The organism is Roseateles flavus, assembly GCF_039872765.1.
GTDB lineage: Bacteria > Pseudomonadota > Gammaproteobacteria > Burkholderiales > Burkholderiaceae_C > Roseateles_B > Roseateles_B flavus.
In genome coordinates, this window is record NZ_JBDPZC010000006.1 from 361,201 (window position 1) to 376,258 (window position 15,058).

Consider the following 15,058-nt stretch of genomic DNA (forward strand, 5'->3'; position numbering starts at 1 on the left):
TGCGCACATCGAGAAGGGCCTGACTCTCTCACGCGGCCCACAATGCCGGCATGAAGTCCCTGCACACGACAGCCCGCATCCCCCTCGCCGCCTACCTCAGCCTCGCCGCCAGCACCAGCCTGGTCGGCAGCTACGTGGGCCTGTCCAAGATCCTGCTGCTGAGCTTTCCGGTCTTCCTGCTGGCCTGGCTGCGCTTCGGCTTTGCCGCTGCAATGATGGCGGGCTGGGTGAAGGCACCGGCCGGGGCGCCCCCCCTGAGCCCGCGCACGCGGGGCTTGCTCTTCCTGGAAAGCTTCATCGGGAACTTCCTGTTCTCGATCTGCCTGCTCTTCGGCCTGCAGCAATGCTCGGCCATGGCGGCCGGGGTGATCATGGCGGGCATCCCGGCTGCGGTGGCCCTGCTCAGCGCGCTCTTCCTCAAGGAGCGGCTGCGACCGCAGGTGCTGGCCGGACTGGTGCTTGGCGTGGCGGGCATCGCGCTGGTGGCCCTGGAGCGCCAGGGTGGCGCGGCGCGATCCACACCCCTGGGCCTGGGCCTGGTGCTGGCGGCGGTGGTCTGTGAAGGCTGCTACGTCGTCATCGGCAAGCGCCTGACGCAAGACCTGGCCCCGCGCCGCATCAGCGCGCTGATCAACCTCTGGGGCCTGGCGCTGGTCACGCCGCTGGGTCTGTGGCAGGCGCTGAGCTTCGACTTCAGCGCGGTGCCCCTGCCGCACTGGGCGCTGCTGCTCTTCTATGCCGCGGCGGCCAGCATGGTCACCGTGGTGCTGTGGATGCGCGGCCTGCGCGCGGTGCCGGCCTCGCAGGCCGGGGTGTTCATGGTCTTCCTGCCGGTGGCGACGGCCCTGGTGGGCTGGGCCTTCCTGCAGGAGCAGCTGCAACTGACGCAGGGCCTGGCCTATGGGCTGGCGCTCAGCGGCGTGCTGCTGGCGACCTGGCCCGAGCGTGGCGAGCGACCCACCGCCCTGGTCGCGCCAGGGCAGGGCAATCCCTGAGTTTGGGGGCATTTGCGCGGCATGCGGGCGCACGGTGCCCGCTCCATGCCCTACCATTGACTGGACCGTCGCCGCTGTACTCTCGATGCCCTCTCCACGCCCCCCAGCCCTCGAAGCCGAAGACGCCCAGCAGGGCCGTCTGCCCGCCACTGAGACTGCCCGAGCCCGCGAACTCGCCGCCTGGCTGGACTGGGTCAACGACTGGGCCCGCCTGATGCAGCTCCCCCCGTGCGACGAAGCCTCGCCGGCCCGCAAGCGCCGCGGCCACACGCCGCTGGCGCTGATCTTCTCGCCCCATCCGGATGACGAATGCATCGTCGGCGCCCTGCCCCTGCGGCTGCGGCGCGAGTCGCACTGGCGCGTCTGCAATGTGGCCGTGACGCTGGGCAGCAACCAGGCCCGGCGCCAGCCGCGCTGGCAGGAGCTGCGCCAAGCCTGCGAACTGCTGGACTTCGAAACCCTGCAACTGGCGGACGGCGGCCTGGAGCAGGTCCGCCCCGACACCCCCATCGCCCAGCCCCTGCTGTGGCAGTCCCATGTCGACAAGGCTGCCGCGCTGCTGCGCCGCGAGCAGCCGGCCCTGGTACTGCTGCCGCACGAGGGCGACGGCATCGCCACCCACATGGGCGTGCACCGCCTGGCCCTGGATGCCCTGCAGGCCGCGGGCTACAACGGCCTGGTGGCCCAGACCGAATACTGGGCACCGCAGTCCGGCGCCAACCTGATGGTGGAGAGCTCCAGGCAAGACCTGGCACGCCTGGTGCAGGCCCTGTCCCGCCATGTGGGCGAGGTCGCCCGCAACCCCTACCACCTGCGCCTGCCGGCCTGGATGGCCGACAACGTGCGCCGCGGCGGCGAGATGATCGCCGGCGCGGGCACCGCACCGCCAGCCTTCGGCTTCGCCACCCTGTACCGCCTCACCCGCTGGCTGGCCGGCCGCGAGCAGGACGACCTGCCGCCCCGCATGGCCGGTGCCGCCGAGCGCCTCAGCCTGGCCTGAGCGCCACTCGCATGGGGCTCCCGCCACCCGAGTCCGTGCCTCTGGGCCATCTACGCCTGCACCAGTACCTCGCGCTGGAGCCCGGCCCTCGCCTGCTGGTCACCGCTGCCGTGCATGGCAACGAGACCTGCGGTGCCCAGGCCCTGTCTCGCCTGATGGACGATCTCGACACCGGCGCGCTGCCACTGCGCCGCGGCCAGCTGACGCTGCTGCCCGTCACCAATCCCCTGGCCTACCAGCGCCGTCAGCGCCAGGGCGAACGCAACCTCAACCGCCAGCTGATGCCCTCGCCGCAGCCGGCAAACCATGAGGACCGCATCGCCACAGCGCTGTGCCCGCTGCTGGCGGCGCACGAGGTGCTGCTGGACCTGCACTCCTTCCAGGGTGAAGGCGAACCCTTCGTGATGCTGGGCCCGCCAGACAACAGCGGCCCCCTGGAGCCCTTCGCCCATGCCGCGGCCGAGGCCCGGCTGGCGCGGGCCCTGGGCGCCCCCCGCATCGTCGAAGGATGGATGCGCTGCTATGCCCGCGGGCTGGCGCAGCGGGGCGCGGACCCGGCCGGCATCGCCCAGGCCATCGGCACGACCGAGGCCATGCGCCGGGCGGGTGGCTACGGCGTCACGCTGGAGTGCGGCCAGCATGCGGACCCGGCGGCCGTGGGCGTCGCCTTTCGCGCCGTGCGGCGGGCGCTGGCCCTGCTGGACATGATCGATCCGGGCGAGGCTGAAGCTCCGCCCTCCCCGGCCCCCGAGCTGCTGGAGATGCTGGAGGTCTTCGATCGACAGCATCCCCAGGACCGCTTCGCCCGCGCCTGGCGCAATTTCGAGGCGGTCAGCGCCGGCGAATGCATCGGCTGGCGCCACGACGGGCAGGCCGTGCGGGCGCCGGGCGACGGCCGCCTGGTCTTCCCGGACGAGAAGGCCGCCGTCGGCACCGAATGGGTGTTCTGGGCCCGGGCCAGCGAGCGTCCGGTGTGATCCAGGGCATGGCATCGCTTTCACAGCCCTCTACACTCGCCGCAGGAACAGCTCGCTGAACAGGCCATGGACTGGAATCAACACGGCAGCTTCCACCTCCAGTGGCGGGGTGATGTGCTCGTGATCCGCTACGAGGGTGTCTGGAACGAGGTCGCGGCGCGCCACCTGCACCGCGACGCGAGTGCGCTGTGGGCGCGGCATCCGGCGCCCTGGGCCATGGTGGGCCTGTTCGAGGCCTGGGAAGGCGCGACGCCCGAGGCGCTCAAGGCCTGGCTGGACTTCTTCCTGGACGCCGTGGCCCATGGCCTGGGCGCCTACGCGGTGGCCATGCCCACGACCCTGCACGCCAGCATGGCAGAGGGCCTGCGGCGCGAGACCTCCAGGCGCGTCGCCCGCAAAGACTGCGTCGACCTGCCCGACGCCCTGCAATGGCTGGGCAGCCTGGGCTACGCGTCCTGACGCCGTCGCGGCCGGCAAGACCCCATGCCGGTAGGCGAGGCCGCTGCGCACTACCATCGCGCCATGCTCAAGATCGATTTCGTCTCCGACGTCTCCTGCCCCTGGTGCGCCATCGGGCTCAAGTCCCTGGATCAGGCCCTGAGCCAGGTCCCCGAAGTGCAGGCCGAGATCCGCTTTCAGCCCTTCGAGCTGAACCCGCAGATGCCGGCCGAGGGCGAGGAGATCAACGCCCACCTGACCCGCAAGTACGGCGCCAGCCCCGCCCAGCTGGAGCAGACCCGCGAGCAGATCCGCCAGCGCGGTGCCGCACTGGGATTCAGCTTCACCAAGGGCGCGCGGGACCGCATCTACAACACCTTTGACGCCCACCGCCTGCTGCACTGGGCCGGCGAGACCGACCTGGCGAAGCAGAAGGCGCTCAAGCTGGCCTTGTTCACCGCCTACTTCACGGAGGGGCGCAACCCGGGTGCCCGCGACGTGCTGCTGGCCGCCGCCGAAAGTGCCGGCCTGGACCGCGCCGCCGCCGAGGCCGTGCTGGACAGCGATGCCCATGCCGAGGCCGTGCGCGAGCAGGAGTCCTTCTGGCAGGCGCAGGGCATCAGCTCGGTGCCGGCCCTGGTCATCAACGAACGCTACCTGCTGCAGGGCGGCCAGCCGCCGGAGGTCTTTGCCCAGGCCCTGCGCCAGATCGCTGCCGAGGAAGCCAAGGCCGCGGGCGCCTGAGCTCCTGCAGGTGCTGGGCCCTCAGCCGCGCCCTCGGAGCCTCGCCTGCATTTGCCACGGCTTGTAAAGGGGGCCGCCCCCAGGCGGAGCCGCCGTCCGGCTGAGCGACAATGCCCTCCGGTCGGCCGCGGCACGCGGCCCTGGGAATGAATCGTTGAACGCCCCGCCGGGGCGTTTTTGCTTGAGAGAGGTCGTCCGTGTTCAAGAATCTCCTGCTGTACCGCATCGCGCCTGAATGGCAGGCCACGATCGAGGAGATCGAAGAGGCCCTGGAGCCCGAGCGTTTCGTGCCCTGTGGCGCCACGCAGCCGCTCTCGGCGGGCTGGGTCTCGCCGCGTGGCATCGCGCATGCGCCGCTGATCGAGGACGTCGGTGGCCACTGGCTGCTCAAACTGCAGGTCGAGCAGCGCGTGCTGCCGGGCTCGGTGGTGCGGCGCCGGGTCGACGAGCTGTGCGAGCGCATCGAGCAGGAAACCGGTCGCAAGCCCGGCAAGAAGGTCAAGAACGAGCTCAAGGAGCAGGTCACGCAGGAGCTGCTGCCCCAGGCCTTCACCAAGCAGGGCGCCACGCGCGTCTGGATCGATGTGAAGCAGCGCCTGCTGATGGTGGATGCCGGCTCGGTCAGCAAGGCGGACGAGCTCATCACCCTGCTCGTCAAGTGCCTGCCCAGCCTGGTCGTGCAGCTGCTGCAGACCGCCGAGACGCCTGCCGCCTGCATGGCCGCCTGGCTCTCGGACGGCGTGCCGCCGGCCGGCTTCACCGTGGACCGCGAGTGCGAGCTCAAGAGCGAGGACGAAATGAAGTCCGTCGTGCGCTACGCCCGCCACCCGCTGGACATCGAGGAGGTGCGCCAGCACCTGGCCGCCGGCAAGCGCCCCACCAAGCTGGCATTGACCTGGCGCGACCGCGTCTCCTTCCTGCTGACGGACACCCTGTCCATCAAGAAGATCGCCTTCCTGGATATCGTCTTCGAAGGCCGTGACAAGCCCAGCAAGGACGAGGCCTTCGACGCCGACGCAGCCCTGGCCACCGGTGAGCTCTCGCAGTTGCTGCCGGACCTGATCTACGGCCTGGGCGGCGAGCACGACTTCGCGGCGGCCGCGCTGCAGGGCGTGAGCCTCCAGCTGAAGAAGGAGCCGGCCCTGCCCGCCACGGCCACCACGGCGGCCGGCTCCGAAGAACCCGCCCCCTGGGACTGATCAGGCGCCCGGGCGATGGCGCCGTGGGCGGTGCCAGGCCCACAGCAGGGCCAGGCTCAGCGCCAGCCCGGCGTGCGCCCAGCCCGTGGCCTCGTGCCAGGCCTCGGGGACGAGGTACAGCAGGCCATAGGCCGTCAGCACCACGGCCGTCAACACGGCGCTCAGCCACAGCCCGCTGCGGCGCTGCCCCAGGCGGCCGGCCTGGCCGCTGAGCCGCCAGCCGGCGGGCACATGGCTGCCGGCGACCATGCCCAGGCCCATCAGCACGAACATGCTGGCCAGGCCGTGCAGGCGCAGCAGCCAGGCCTCGGCCGGTGGAGGCAGGGTGTCCGCCTCGCGCCCGTAGTGCAGCAGCAGCCAGGCCAGGCCGGTGGCGGCCAGGACGGTGAAGCTGGTGTAGAGCCAGCGCTTGTGCCAGCCGGGCAGTTTGAGCAGAGGAGCGCGCATGGGGACTCGGGAGGGATCGGGCCGCTCAGCGCCGCCAGATCCAGACCCGGGCCTGCAGTCGCGTGAGCAGCGCGGATTCTCGCTCAGCACCGGAAGCCGCCAGTGCGCCCAGGCCGGCCAGCTTGCACAGCGCGTCGGCCCACAGGGCGGAGGGCGCGGCGACGGCCACCTGCACCGCGTCGTCCGGTTCCAGGCCATGGAGCTGGCTGCGGCTGCCCGGCGCGTAGTGGCTGCTGGCAAAGGCGCCGTCGGCCAACTGGCCGAACTCGCGCAGGCCGCCGCGTTCATCGTCCCGCAGCAGCAGGGGCACCGGGTCCGGGCCGAACACGCGCAGGTCCCCCCCGGCATTGACGCTGCCCCAGACAGCGCCGCTGCGGCGCATCTGCGCCACCAGGCGGTCGACGACAAAGCCCTTGGCGATGCCGCCCAGGTCCAGCTGCACGCCCGCCTGCGTCTTGTGCAGGACGCCCCCGCGCAGCTGCCAGCCTTGCGGGCCGCTGCCCAGCGTGGGGTCGAATCGGCCGGCGCTGCGCTGACGCAGCCAGTCTGCCGCTGCCATCACACGCTGCGTAGCGGGCCACAGGGCCAGCTGGGCGCCGCCGGGCAGGGCATTGAAGCGGGCGATGTCGCTGGCGGGCTGGAAGCGGCTCAGCTGCCCTTCCAGGCGCGCCAGCAGGGCGAAGCCCTCCTCCAGGGCTTGCGCACCCCTTGCCGGGTCCGGATGACGCAGACCCAGTTCGACCAGGGTCCCCAACGCCGGCTGAGCGCGCCGCTGCAGGCCTGCCGTGGTGAAGTCAGCCGAGCACACCGCTACGCCTTGCCTGTTCGACCACCGCGACGATGCGCTTCACGCCCTCCGTCACATGGCCGCAGGACAGCGTGGCGCCCGAGATGTTGGCGATGTCCTCGCCCAGCTTCAGCGGCGCGCCCTGGGCCTTGCCCAGGAACTGCTTGCGCCAGGCGGGCGTGCGCACCTCATGGCCGTGGCTCTCGCGGTAGGAGAGGATCTCCACCCCACGCACCCTGCCGTCAGCGCCGATGCCCACGGCATAGCTGATCAGCTCGAACTTGCCCAGCACCTCGTCGGCCACCACCACGCCCAGCAGCTCCCTGCCCTTGTAGGCCAGGCGCAGCTTCCACTGCGCGCTGCGCGGCTTGACGCCCAGGGCGGCGATGGCCTGGGCCTGTGCGGCGTCCAGCTGCCAGTCGCGGATCTCGAAACGATCCGCCTCGGCGAACATCAGCTTGGCCGCGGCCTCGGCCGTCATGTAGTCCACGGCAAAGGCGCCTGAAGGGACCAGGGCCAATGCTGCGGTGGCGGCCAGGCTCAGGCGCATCAGAAGCTCCAGCCCAGGCCGAGGTTGAGGCGGTTCTGGTCCTTGTTCTGCTTGAAGCGCTGCACGTCGGCCTTGAGCACCACGCCCGGCGCGAACTCGAAGTTGGCGCCCAGGGTGTAGACCTGCTCGGCCGCCAGCACCTCGGGCGTCAGGCCGGCGCCCAGGTCGGCATAGGCGGCGGCCGTGTTGAAGCGCTCCCAGCGCACGAAGGGCTTGAGCACATAGCTGCCCTGCTCCCAGAGCTTGTAGGCAGCCTGCACGTAGGCCCCGTCGAAGCGAGAGGGGATCAGGCTGTCGCCGCCCACCAGGGGCAGGTTCAAGGCGGCGGTGTTGGAGATGGTGCCGCGGCTGTAGAGGGCCGAGAGGTCCCAGGCGCCGGGGGTCCAGCGCGCATGCAGGTCCCACAGGGTGATGCGGGACTCGTTGGCCTGCTGCTTGTGCGTGGCCTGGCCGGTGAAGATCGAGCCGCCCAGCAGCAGGCCCGGAATGCCGCGGTAGTTGGCCGCGCCGAAGAAGGACAGGTCGCGCGAGCGCGCCAGGGCCATTTCCTGGTGGATGGCCCCCAGCGGCGATTCGCGGCCCTCGCTGCTGCCGGCATCCCATTTGTTCAGGTCAAAGCCGGTGGAGATGCCGCCCTGCAGCGTCCAGCCGCTGTCCAGCTGGCCCACCAGCTGGATGCCGCCCTCGCGCCAGGTGCTGGGGATGATGGCGGTCTCGACGAAGTTGCGCTCCACGCCGTAGTAGGCGGTGGGCTCGTGGTTCTCGTTGATCAGGCCCATGGGCACGAGGAAAAGGCCGCCGCGCACGGCCCAGTTCGGGTGGAACTGGTGCTCGACATAGGCCTGCTCGATGGCCACCTCGCCGGCGTCATCAGCCGAGGCCACGGCATGCTCGACCTCGATCTCCGTCACCACCTTGGTCTTCTCGTCGAAGCGGTGCTGATAGCCCAGCACCAGGCGGCGCAGATCGGCCTGGGCGTCCTTGCTGTTCTTCGTCGGGCGGTTGTAGTTCAGCTCGGCATAGCCGCTGAGCACGGTGGCCGGCGCGGCGGCGGGGCGCTCGGCCTCGGCAAAGGCGGGCGGGAGCGAAGGCGGCGCCACCGGCTTGGCCGCCTCGGCGGCACGCTGCTGCTGGACCTGGGCCAGCTCGGCGCGCAGCTTGTTCAGCTCGGCTGCCAGCTGGTCCACGCGGCGCAGCAGCTCCTGCTCCGTGGCGGTCTGGGCCTGGGCGGGTTGCAGGGCCAGCATCAGGGCAAGGCTCAGGGTGCTGAGCAGGGGCAAGGTCTTCTTGTTCATGTGGGGCACTTCGAAAGGTCTTGAATGAGGGGCTCAGTGGGCGTAGCCGTCGCTGAGCGTGCGCAGGAAGGCGACCACGTCGTCGATCTCGGACTCGCTGAGCGCCGGCGCATTGCCGGGCTTGCGGTTGTAGGGGCCTTCGCTGGTGTTGACGTTGCCGCGCAGCGCCGGGGGCAGGTCGTTGAATTTGTCGAGGCTGCCGTCGGCCAGGCGCGGATACCACTTCTCGGGGAAGATGTCGCGCTGCACATAGAAGCTCACGACCTCCCGCAGGCTGCCGAAGCGGCCGTTGTGGAAGTAGGCCTTGCGCTGGGCCACATTGCGCAGCGAGGGCACCTTGAAGGCGCCGCAGAGGTCCTGGCGCGCCTGCAGGTCACCGCCCTCGCGGGCACACAGGCCCAGGTCGAAGAAGGCCGGGTCGGCGTTCTGGGCCAGGGCGGTGTTGCGCGGCACGCCCAGGGCGTCGTAGCTGAAGTCCGTGAACAGCGGGAAGCTGCCGTCCGCGCCCTTGGCGGAGGGGTGGCAGGCGGCGCAGTTGCCCTTGTCCTTGGCATTGAAGAGGGCCAGGCCGCGCAGCTCCTGCTCACTGAGGGCCGTGCGGCCGCGCAGGAATTCGTCGTACTTGCTGCTGTAGGAGCGGAACTCCCCGTCTTCAAGCTGGTAGGCCTGCAGGGCCAGCTGCATGCGCTGAAGGGCCTCCGCCGGGTTCTTGAGAATGTCGGCACCGAATTCCTTCCTGAACTCGGCGGCGTAGCTGGCGCGGCCCAGGCGGGCGATCAGGTCCTCGACGCTGGCGTTGGCCATCTCCTTGGGATTGAAGAAGGGCTTGCCGGCCTGGTCCATCAGGCTGGTGGCCCGGCCGTCCCAGAAAAAGCCGCCGTTGGGCGTGCCTTCCTTGTCGAAGTTGAACGGCTTGTTGGACGCCAGGTAGCGCAGGCCCGGAGCAGTGCGCCCCCCCTCCAGCTCCATCATCACGCCGCCGGGTTCGGTGGCCTTGCCATTGAGGGCACCGGCGTGGCCCGTGTCCGGCGTGTGGCAGCTGATGCAGGCCTGCTGGCCGGAGCCCGAAAGACTGACGTCCTTGAAGATCTTCTCGCCCAGCTGCGCGCGGCTGCTCAGGCTGCTCTCGATGGGCGCGGACGGTGCGCCAGCGTCGCTCGCGCCACTGCCGCCTCCGCAGGCACCGAGGGCAAGGCTCAGCAGGAGCGCCGAAGCCATCGTGAGCAAGGAGTTCTTCTGCGGGGACGGGGCGTTTTCAGCGCGAAGCGACGAAGGCTGAAGGCGCATCAGAGCGTAGCGGGGCATGGTTGGCACTTGGATTAGCAAGCGCAATGATAACAATTCGCAATTGCGAAACCTTTACCCAGATCAAGGGCGTGCGCGTGGCGATGCATTCCCACTCCGCGTCCAAGGGAGCGCCGCCCACTTCCCGGCCACTTCCCGGCCACTTATCGCCCCCTCGCCTAGCTGGGGGCCCTGACCACAGCAGCCGGTCCGCAGGCCCTCAGAAATGATCGAGGTCCAGGCTGCCCTGCTGCCCCACCCACTGCCCGGTGGCACGCGCCTCCAGCGCCAGCAGTCGGGCCTTGGTCACGGCTCCGCCATGCGCGGAAAAGCCGCCCAGGCCGGCCCGGGATCCAGCGGCCGGCAGCACGCGGTGACAGGGCACGATGGGCGCGAAGGGGTTCAGCCCCATGGCCTGGCCGACGGCACGGGCCCCGCCCGGCATCTTCAGCTGGGCGGCCAGCTCGCCGTAGCTGCGCGTCTGGCCCTGGGGGATCTGGCGGGCCAAGGTGAACAGGGCGCGCTGGAAGGGCGTCAGCTCGCGCTCGTCCAGCACCACATGGCTCACCACCGCCGGCCGCGCGCTGGCCAGGGCCTTCACGCAGGCCATGGCGTCCTGCACGAAGGCCGGGACGGCGTCGCCCTCGCGCGCCTTGCGGGCGGTGGGAAAGCGCTGGCGCATGCGGTCGCGCGTCTCGCCCCGGCTGGCCTCCGGCAACTGCGAGCCGACGATGCCCTGCCCCGACCACGCCAGCCCGCACAGGCCGATGGCCGTGTCGAAGCAGAGGTACTGGAGCAAGGGCGACAGGCCGCCTGCTTCGGCGCCCTCCCCGCCTTCGATGCTGGAGCCCATGCCCGTTCTCAGGCCACCAGCAGGTTCGTCGGTCGCAGGCCGGCCTGCTGCGAGCGCACCTCGCTGGCCTGCAGCGCGACCTCACCGGGGCGCAGGCCCTTGAGCTTGTGATCAGACCAGATCTGGCGCCAGCGGCGCGCGCCGCCCAGGCCGTTGTAGAGGCCCAGGGCATGGCGCATGGCCTGCGGCCAGGGGCGGCCTGCCTCGACCACACGCTCCAGGTACTGCACCCAGGCCTGCTCGACTTGCTCGCGGCTCTGTGCCGGGCCCGGCGTGCCGAAGAAGCGCTGGTCCCAGCCGGCCATCTGCCAGGGCTCGTGGTAGGCCTGGCGTCCCACCATCACGCCGTCGACGTGCTGCAGCTGCTCGGCGATTTCGTCGTCCGTCTTCAGGCCGCCGTTGATCACGATGGTGAGGTGGGGAAACTCGCGCTTGAGCTGGTGCACCAGGGCATAGCGCAGCGGCGGCACCTCGCGGTTCTCTTTGGGCGACAGGCCCTTCAGCCAGGCATTGCGCGCATGGACGATGAAGACCTCGCAGCCCGCCTCGGCGATGCGGCCCACGAAATCTCGCACGAAGTCGTAGCTCTCGATCTTGTCGATGCCGATGCGGTGCTTGACCGTCACCGGGATGCTGACGGCGTCCCGCATGGCCTTGACGCCGTCGGCCACCAGCTCGGGCTCGGCCATCAGGCAGGCCCCGAAGGCGCCGCGCTGCACCCGCTCGCTGGGGCAGCCGCAGTTGAGGTTGACCTCGTCATAGCCCCAGCGCTCGGCCAGCCTGGCACAGGCCGCCAGATCTGCCGGCTCGCTGCCGCCCAGCTGCAGGGCGACCGGATGCTCTTCGTCATTGAAATCCAGGTGCCGCGGCTGGTCACCGTGCAACAAGGCGCCCGTGGTGACCATCTCCGTGTACAGAAGGGTCTGGCGGGTCAGGAGGCGGTGGAAGTAGCGACAGTGGCGGTCGGTCCAGTCCAGCATGGGGGCAACGGACAGCCGCCACGGACTCCAAGCTGTTGATCTATCTGTGATTTCAGTCATTTTCTTGGCTTCGCCGCAGCACAGAAATGCACGCACTTCCCTTGGGATGCACTTTCTCGGCGCTTCGTTGGTGCTACGGCCGCAACACCAGCGGCGATTCGTAGCAAATTCATTCAGGGAGGCCTTGCAGGCGATGGCGTCAATTATCCCGCTGAACGGCAAATGGCGCGCTCAGGTGCGCCGCAAGGGCGTCCCGACACAGACCAAGACCTTCGCAACCAAGGCTCTGACCGAGGCATGGGCCCGCCAGGTTGAGACCGACGTCGAGGCCGGCTTGGCCGGCCTCGTGTCGCCCAGCTCCAAGACAACGGTGGGAGACCTGATCAAGCGCTATACCGAGGAGGTCTCGAAGGCGAAGCCATTCGGCAAAAACAAGGCGTGGGTCCTGAATCGGATGGCCGAGCGCAAAGCCGGCCTCGGTGCCGTGGCGGTCAACGCACTCACTGCGGAGCGAATCATCCAGTACATCGTGGATGACCGCCGCGTGAAAGGCGTGACAGCCTCAATTGACCTGACCTACCTTGGATCGGTGCTGAAGGTGGCACGATCGGTTTGGCGCATTCACTCGCCTCGCGGCGTGGTCGATGATGCCCGCGATGCTCTCATGCATATGGGCATGCTGGCTCGAAGCAATGAGCGCAATCGACGGCCCACCCAAGCCGAGCTGGACGCCTTGCGCGCATGGTTCCGCCTCCACTCGCGCAGCCTAACCATGGACGCCTTTGACTTCATCCTGGACAGCTGCTTCTGGCCTCCCAGCGAGATCTGCCGGCTGCGCTGGGCCGACCTCAACCGCGAGGACCGCACGATCCTCATCCGCGACCGGAAGGACCCGAAGAAGAAGATCGGCAACCACCAGCGAGTACCACTGTTGGGCAGGTGCATGGAGATCATCGACAGGCAGCCCCAGGACGGCGAGTTCATCTTCCCCTTGAACGGGAAGAGCTGGAGCAGCGTGTTTCCCCGGGCATGCCAGAAGCTCGAAATCGAGGATCTGCAGCTCTACGACCTGCGGCACGAAGCCATTTCCCGCCTGGCCGAATCGGGCAAGTACAGCATTCCCGAGATGATGCTGGTGACGGGGCATCGCGATCCGAAGCAGCTGATGCGATACACCCAGCTGCGCGCCGTCGACCTGCACCGTTGATCTGCGGCAGCGGGACAGCACAGGACAAGAAGCGCCGGCGAGCGCCCTGCGGGAGCGGCAACGTTAACCACCTGTGCCGGCTATGACCGACTGTCCGATGGCATTTCGGCACCCTCGCGATACCTGGTCTGGGTATGTGGTAAGGACAAATTGGAGGGGCAGCTCTGCTCGTCTGGGGCCGCCGGGCAAGCGCTTGATGTCTTGACCTGCCCCTGCTCTTCAAAGTGATCGTGACTCACGGGCAAGCTGGACCTCTTGCCCTTCTCTAAAGCTACCCTCAGCCACCACCGCAGTTGCCCGGGCAAGTTTTCCATTTGCACCAGTACTTCCCCGCGAACACGCCAGTACCGCAAGCCGCAAGGATCGTCAGTGACGGACCTGCGCCTACTCCTGTACTCGCCAAACCCACCGCAAGCCAGGTGCACCCCGTAGCGGCGGCATCCGCGCCAAAGTCACAGCCGTCGTTGCACGTGCTCATGCAACTTGCGCGATGCGCAGCTGCATCGGCAGCCCAGTTCGACGCTGCCTGGATACCATAGTTATTAATCATAGGGCTCCAACTCGCTTCCCAGAAGGAGGATTCCGTGTATTCCGCGGGGTACCCATCTTCAGAGCTGCCGCCTGATGGTGAGCCGATGATCAACGACTGAGTGAGCTCACCTGAGCCTATGGCCCCACCGGTGCAAATTGCCTTTGCCATCCGATAGAACTTCAGACGATTCGCTAGATGTTTCTCAATGTCTGCCAAAGGTGGAGGCGAGTCGCTGAATTGCACATTCACACCTGGCCCAACAATGCCGGATGGCAGTTTTCCTTTTTCCATCGAGTATTGAATGACGTATTCGAATCCATTCTCGGAAACAATCGCCGCCGCGCGTCCTTGGCTATCGAGCCGAATGGTTGCCTTCGCCTTCGCATCGGGCTGCTGCTTAAAGGCCCCACAGTTGCGAAAGATCTGAGCGATGGCGGGGGGGCTAAAGTCCTCATCGCGTGGCGCTCGCTCCGCGGCCTCAGAAGCCTGAAGAGCAAAGCCCCCTATAAGCGCCATCGCAATATTTATAAATAATTTGTTCATATTTATTTTTCCGATATCTTAGTTTTCACCCCCAATATCACCACTGAAGAAATGATGAATATCAGAAGCAACACAAGATCCACCCAAAACCCCAAGTGAGAAGTAATGAATGCAAGGGCGAATAGAAAAAAAGGAATTGCAACCCACATTACGCTCGGCTGAGACACCGTCAGATCAGCCCCGCAGGCTTCGCATTTCAGTTTTTCAGGCTGCCGCACAGAAATTACTTTAAACAGCGGGAATTTTCCCTGACCGCATTTTGGACATGAATACATGGCTTCCATTTCTATTCCTTGCATGTTGATTGTCATTAGGCATTTGCATCGATAGCCCACCACCAATGGGGGGAGTTGCATATGCAACAAATTGCTATTTACAAGCAAGTTTAGAGCGCGCATCCCGACGCGGGCACCAGCACGCTTTAACTGCCACGCCGCGCCGCGCTAGTCACGTAGGCAAGCCATCGATGGCTCCGTAAAGAGCTTGGCGTGGCGGGGCCTCTATGAGGGTGTCAAGTCTTCGGATTGCCAGAAGGCGCAGGCGCCCTCATCGCCTTGTGCTTTGGTCCGCAGATCTGCGGCAGGCCAATCGTGGTCAGAGGCCTGCATAGAAGAAAGCACCGGCCGCAATGGCAGTACTGAAAGGCCGCCTCAATCAGAGAGGAATGAACGCGCTGTCATCACGCGGGCGACCGGTCCGGATTGTGCCCCGCCCCCCCCTGACCGCCATCCTTGGGACTGACCTGCCCGGTTTCTCCGAGACACTGATTCCAAGAGAAGATGGCTCCAATTCACGAGGAGCCCATGAGGAAGAGTCGATTCACGGAAGAGCAGATGGTGTCGATCCTGCGCGAGGCAGATCGAACATCCGTCGCAGAGGCCGCCAAGAAGCACAAGGTGAGCGAGCCCACGATCTATGCCTGGCGCAAGCACTTTGGCCAGTTGGAGGTCGCTGACGTCAAGCGGCTCAAAGCCCTGGAGCTGGAGAACAGCCGGCTCAAGAAGTTGCTGGCCGAGGCCACGCTGGACAACGCGATCCTGAAAGAGATCAACGCAAAAATGTATGGTCCGCCCCGCGGTTGCAAGGCTCAAGTTTCAGGCGGAATCAGCTCGCACAAATGTATTCGGCCTCTCGCAAGTGGGCTGCTGTTGCAGCCAGGCCGTGATGAGATTCGCACGCGACGTTCCCAATAAATGGGCCGGGCTGATAGCCCGTTTTTTTGGCCGG

General features: G+C 67.6%; 16 protein-coding genes and 1 pseudogene. 8 read left to right on the forward strand and 9 right to left on the reverse strand.

Annotation, left to right across the window (positions count from 1 at the left end; all coding sequences use genetic code 11):
* Positions 1-50: 50 nt before the first annotated feature.
* The 6 genes from ABDJ40_RS14995 (at position 51) to ABDJ40_RS15020 (ending at position 5,353) form a co-directional block, all read left to right on the forward strand.
* Entirely contained in the window at positions 51-995 is a 945-nt protein-coding gene (locus tag ABDJ40_RS14995; RefSeq protein WP_347611041.1) for a DMT family transporter, read from the forward strand.
* An 85-nt stretch (positions 996-1,080) separates the two neighbouring features.
* On the forward strand, positions 1,081-1,995 hold the full coding sequence (locus ABDJ40_RS15000; RefSeq protein ID WP_269633120.1) for a PIG-L deacetylase family protein: 915 nt from the start codon (positions 1,081-1,083) through the stop codon (positions 1,993-1,995).
* Positions 1,996-2,006: 11 nt separating this feature from the next.
* Positions 2,007-2,972 carry a M14 family metallopeptidase gene (locus tag ABDJ40_RS15005; RefSeq protein ID WP_347611044.1) on the forward strand — a complete coding sequence of 322 codons (966 nt, stop codon included), beginning with the start codon at positions 2,007-2,009 and terminating at the stop codon, positions 2,970-2,972.
* 66 nt (positions 2,973-3,038) lie between these two features.
* Positions 3,039-3,431, forward strand: a complete 393-nt coding sequence (locus tag ABDJ40_RS15010) for a hypothetical protein (protein WP_347611046.1) — start codon at positions 3,039-3,041, stop codon at positions 3,429-3,431.
* A gap of 63 nt (positions 3,432-3,494) precedes the next feature.
* Positions 3,495-4,154 carry a DsbA family oxidoreductase gene (locus ABDJ40_RS15015; protein WP_347611049.1) on the forward strand — a complete coding sequence of 220 codons (660 nt, stop codon included), beginning with the start codon at positions 3,495-3,497 and terminating at the stop codon, positions 4,152-4,154.
* A gap of 197 nt (positions 4,155-4,351) precedes the next feature.
* Positions 4,352-5,353 (forward strand): recombination-associated protein RdgC, encoded by a 1,002-nt coding sequence (locus ABDJ40_RS15020; protein WP_347611051.1) that lies wholly within the window; start codon positions 4,352-4,354, stop codon positions 5,351-5,353.
* Here the strand turns inward: ABDJ40_RS15020 and ABDJ40_RS15025 are convergent, their stop codons facing one another.
* From ABDJ40_RS15025 to dusA, 7 genes are all read right to left on the reverse strand, one after another.
* Positions 5,354-5,800 (reverse strand): hypothetical protein, encoded by a 447-nt coding sequence (locus ABDJ40_RS15025; RefSeq protein WP_347611053.1) that lies wholly within the window; start codon positions 5,798-5,800, stop codon positions 5,354-5,356.
* A gap of 25 nt (positions 5,801-5,825) precedes the next feature.
* The gene (locus ABDJ40_RS15030; protein WP_347611055.1) at positions 5,826-6,608 is read right to left on the reverse strand and encodes an FAD:protein FMN transferase; all 783 of its coding nucleotides are present in this window, start codon (positions 6,606-6,608) and stop codon (positions 5,826-5,828) included.
* Positions 6,595-7,137, reverse strand: a complete 543-nt coding sequence (locus tag ABDJ40_RS15035; RefSeq protein ID WP_347611057.1) for an FMN-binding protein — start codon at positions 7,135-7,137, stop codon at positions 6,595-6,597. The genes ABDJ40_RS15030 and ABDJ40_RS15035 overlap by 14 nt, the downstream gene beginning before the upstream one ends.
* Positions 7,137-8,432 (reverse strand): porin, encoded by a 1,296-nt coding sequence (locus ABDJ40_RS15040; protein ID WP_347611059.1) that lies wholly within the window; start codon positions 8,430-8,432, stop codon positions 7,137-7,139. Before ABDJ40_RS15040 ends, ABDJ40_RS15035 begins: the two co-directional genes overlap by 1 nt.
* Positions 8,433-8,465: 33 nt before the next feature.
* A complete protein-coding gene (locus tag ABDJ40_RS15045; RefSeq protein WP_347611061.1) occupies positions 8,466-9,650 on the reverse strand; it encodes a cytochrome-c peroxidase in 1,185 nt (394 codons plus the stop codon).
* 286 nt (positions 9,651-9,936) lie between these two features.
* A complete protein-coding gene (locus ABDJ40_RS15050) occupies positions 9,937-10,569 on the reverse strand; it encodes a methylated-DNA--[protein]-cysteine S-methyltransferase (protein ID WP_347611063.1) in 633 nt (210 codons plus the stop codon).
* Between the two features lie 8 nt (positions 10,570-10,577).
* On the reverse strand, positions 10,578-11,549 hold the full coding sequence (gene dusA / locus ABDJ40_RS15055) for a tRNA dihydrouridine(20/20a) synthase DusA (protein WP_430765644.1): 972 nt from the start codon (positions 11,547-11,549) through the stop codon (positions 10,578-10,580).
* A gap of 193 nt (positions 11,550-11,742) precedes the next feature.
* Between dusA and ABDJ40_RS15060 the strand changes: the two genes are divergently transcribed.
* Positions 11,743-12,756: a site-specific integrase gene (locus ABDJ40_RS15060; RefSeq protein WP_347611091.1), complete on the forward strand. Its 1,014-nt coding sequence runs from the start codon at positions 11,743-11,745 to the stop codon at positions 12,754-12,756.
* 277 nt (positions 12,757-13,033) lie between these two features.
* On the opposite strand, the gene ABDJ40_RS15065 is transcribed toward ABDJ40_RS15060, so the two are convergent.
* The gene (locus ABDJ40_RS15065; protein ID WP_347611067.1) at positions 13,034-13,831 is read right to left on the reverse strand and encodes a hypothetical protein; all 798 of its coding nucleotides are present in this window, start codon (positions 13,829-13,831) and stop codon (positions 13,034-13,036) included.
* Positions 13,832-13,833: 2 nt separating this feature from the next.
* Positions 13,834-14,130 (reverse strand): hypothetical protein, encoded by a 297-nt coding sequence (locus ABDJ40_RS15070; protein ID WP_347611069.1) that lies wholly within the window; start codon positions 14,128-14,130, stop codon positions 13,834-13,836.
* Positions 14,131-14,634: 504 nt separating this feature from the next.
* Here ABDJ40_RS15070 and ABDJ40_RS15075 point away from each other — a divergent pair.
* A pseudogene (locus tag ABDJ40_RS15075) lies at positions 14,635-14,889 on the forward strand (transposase); the annotation flags it as partial.
* Positions 14,890-15,058 lie beyond the last annotated feature (169 nt).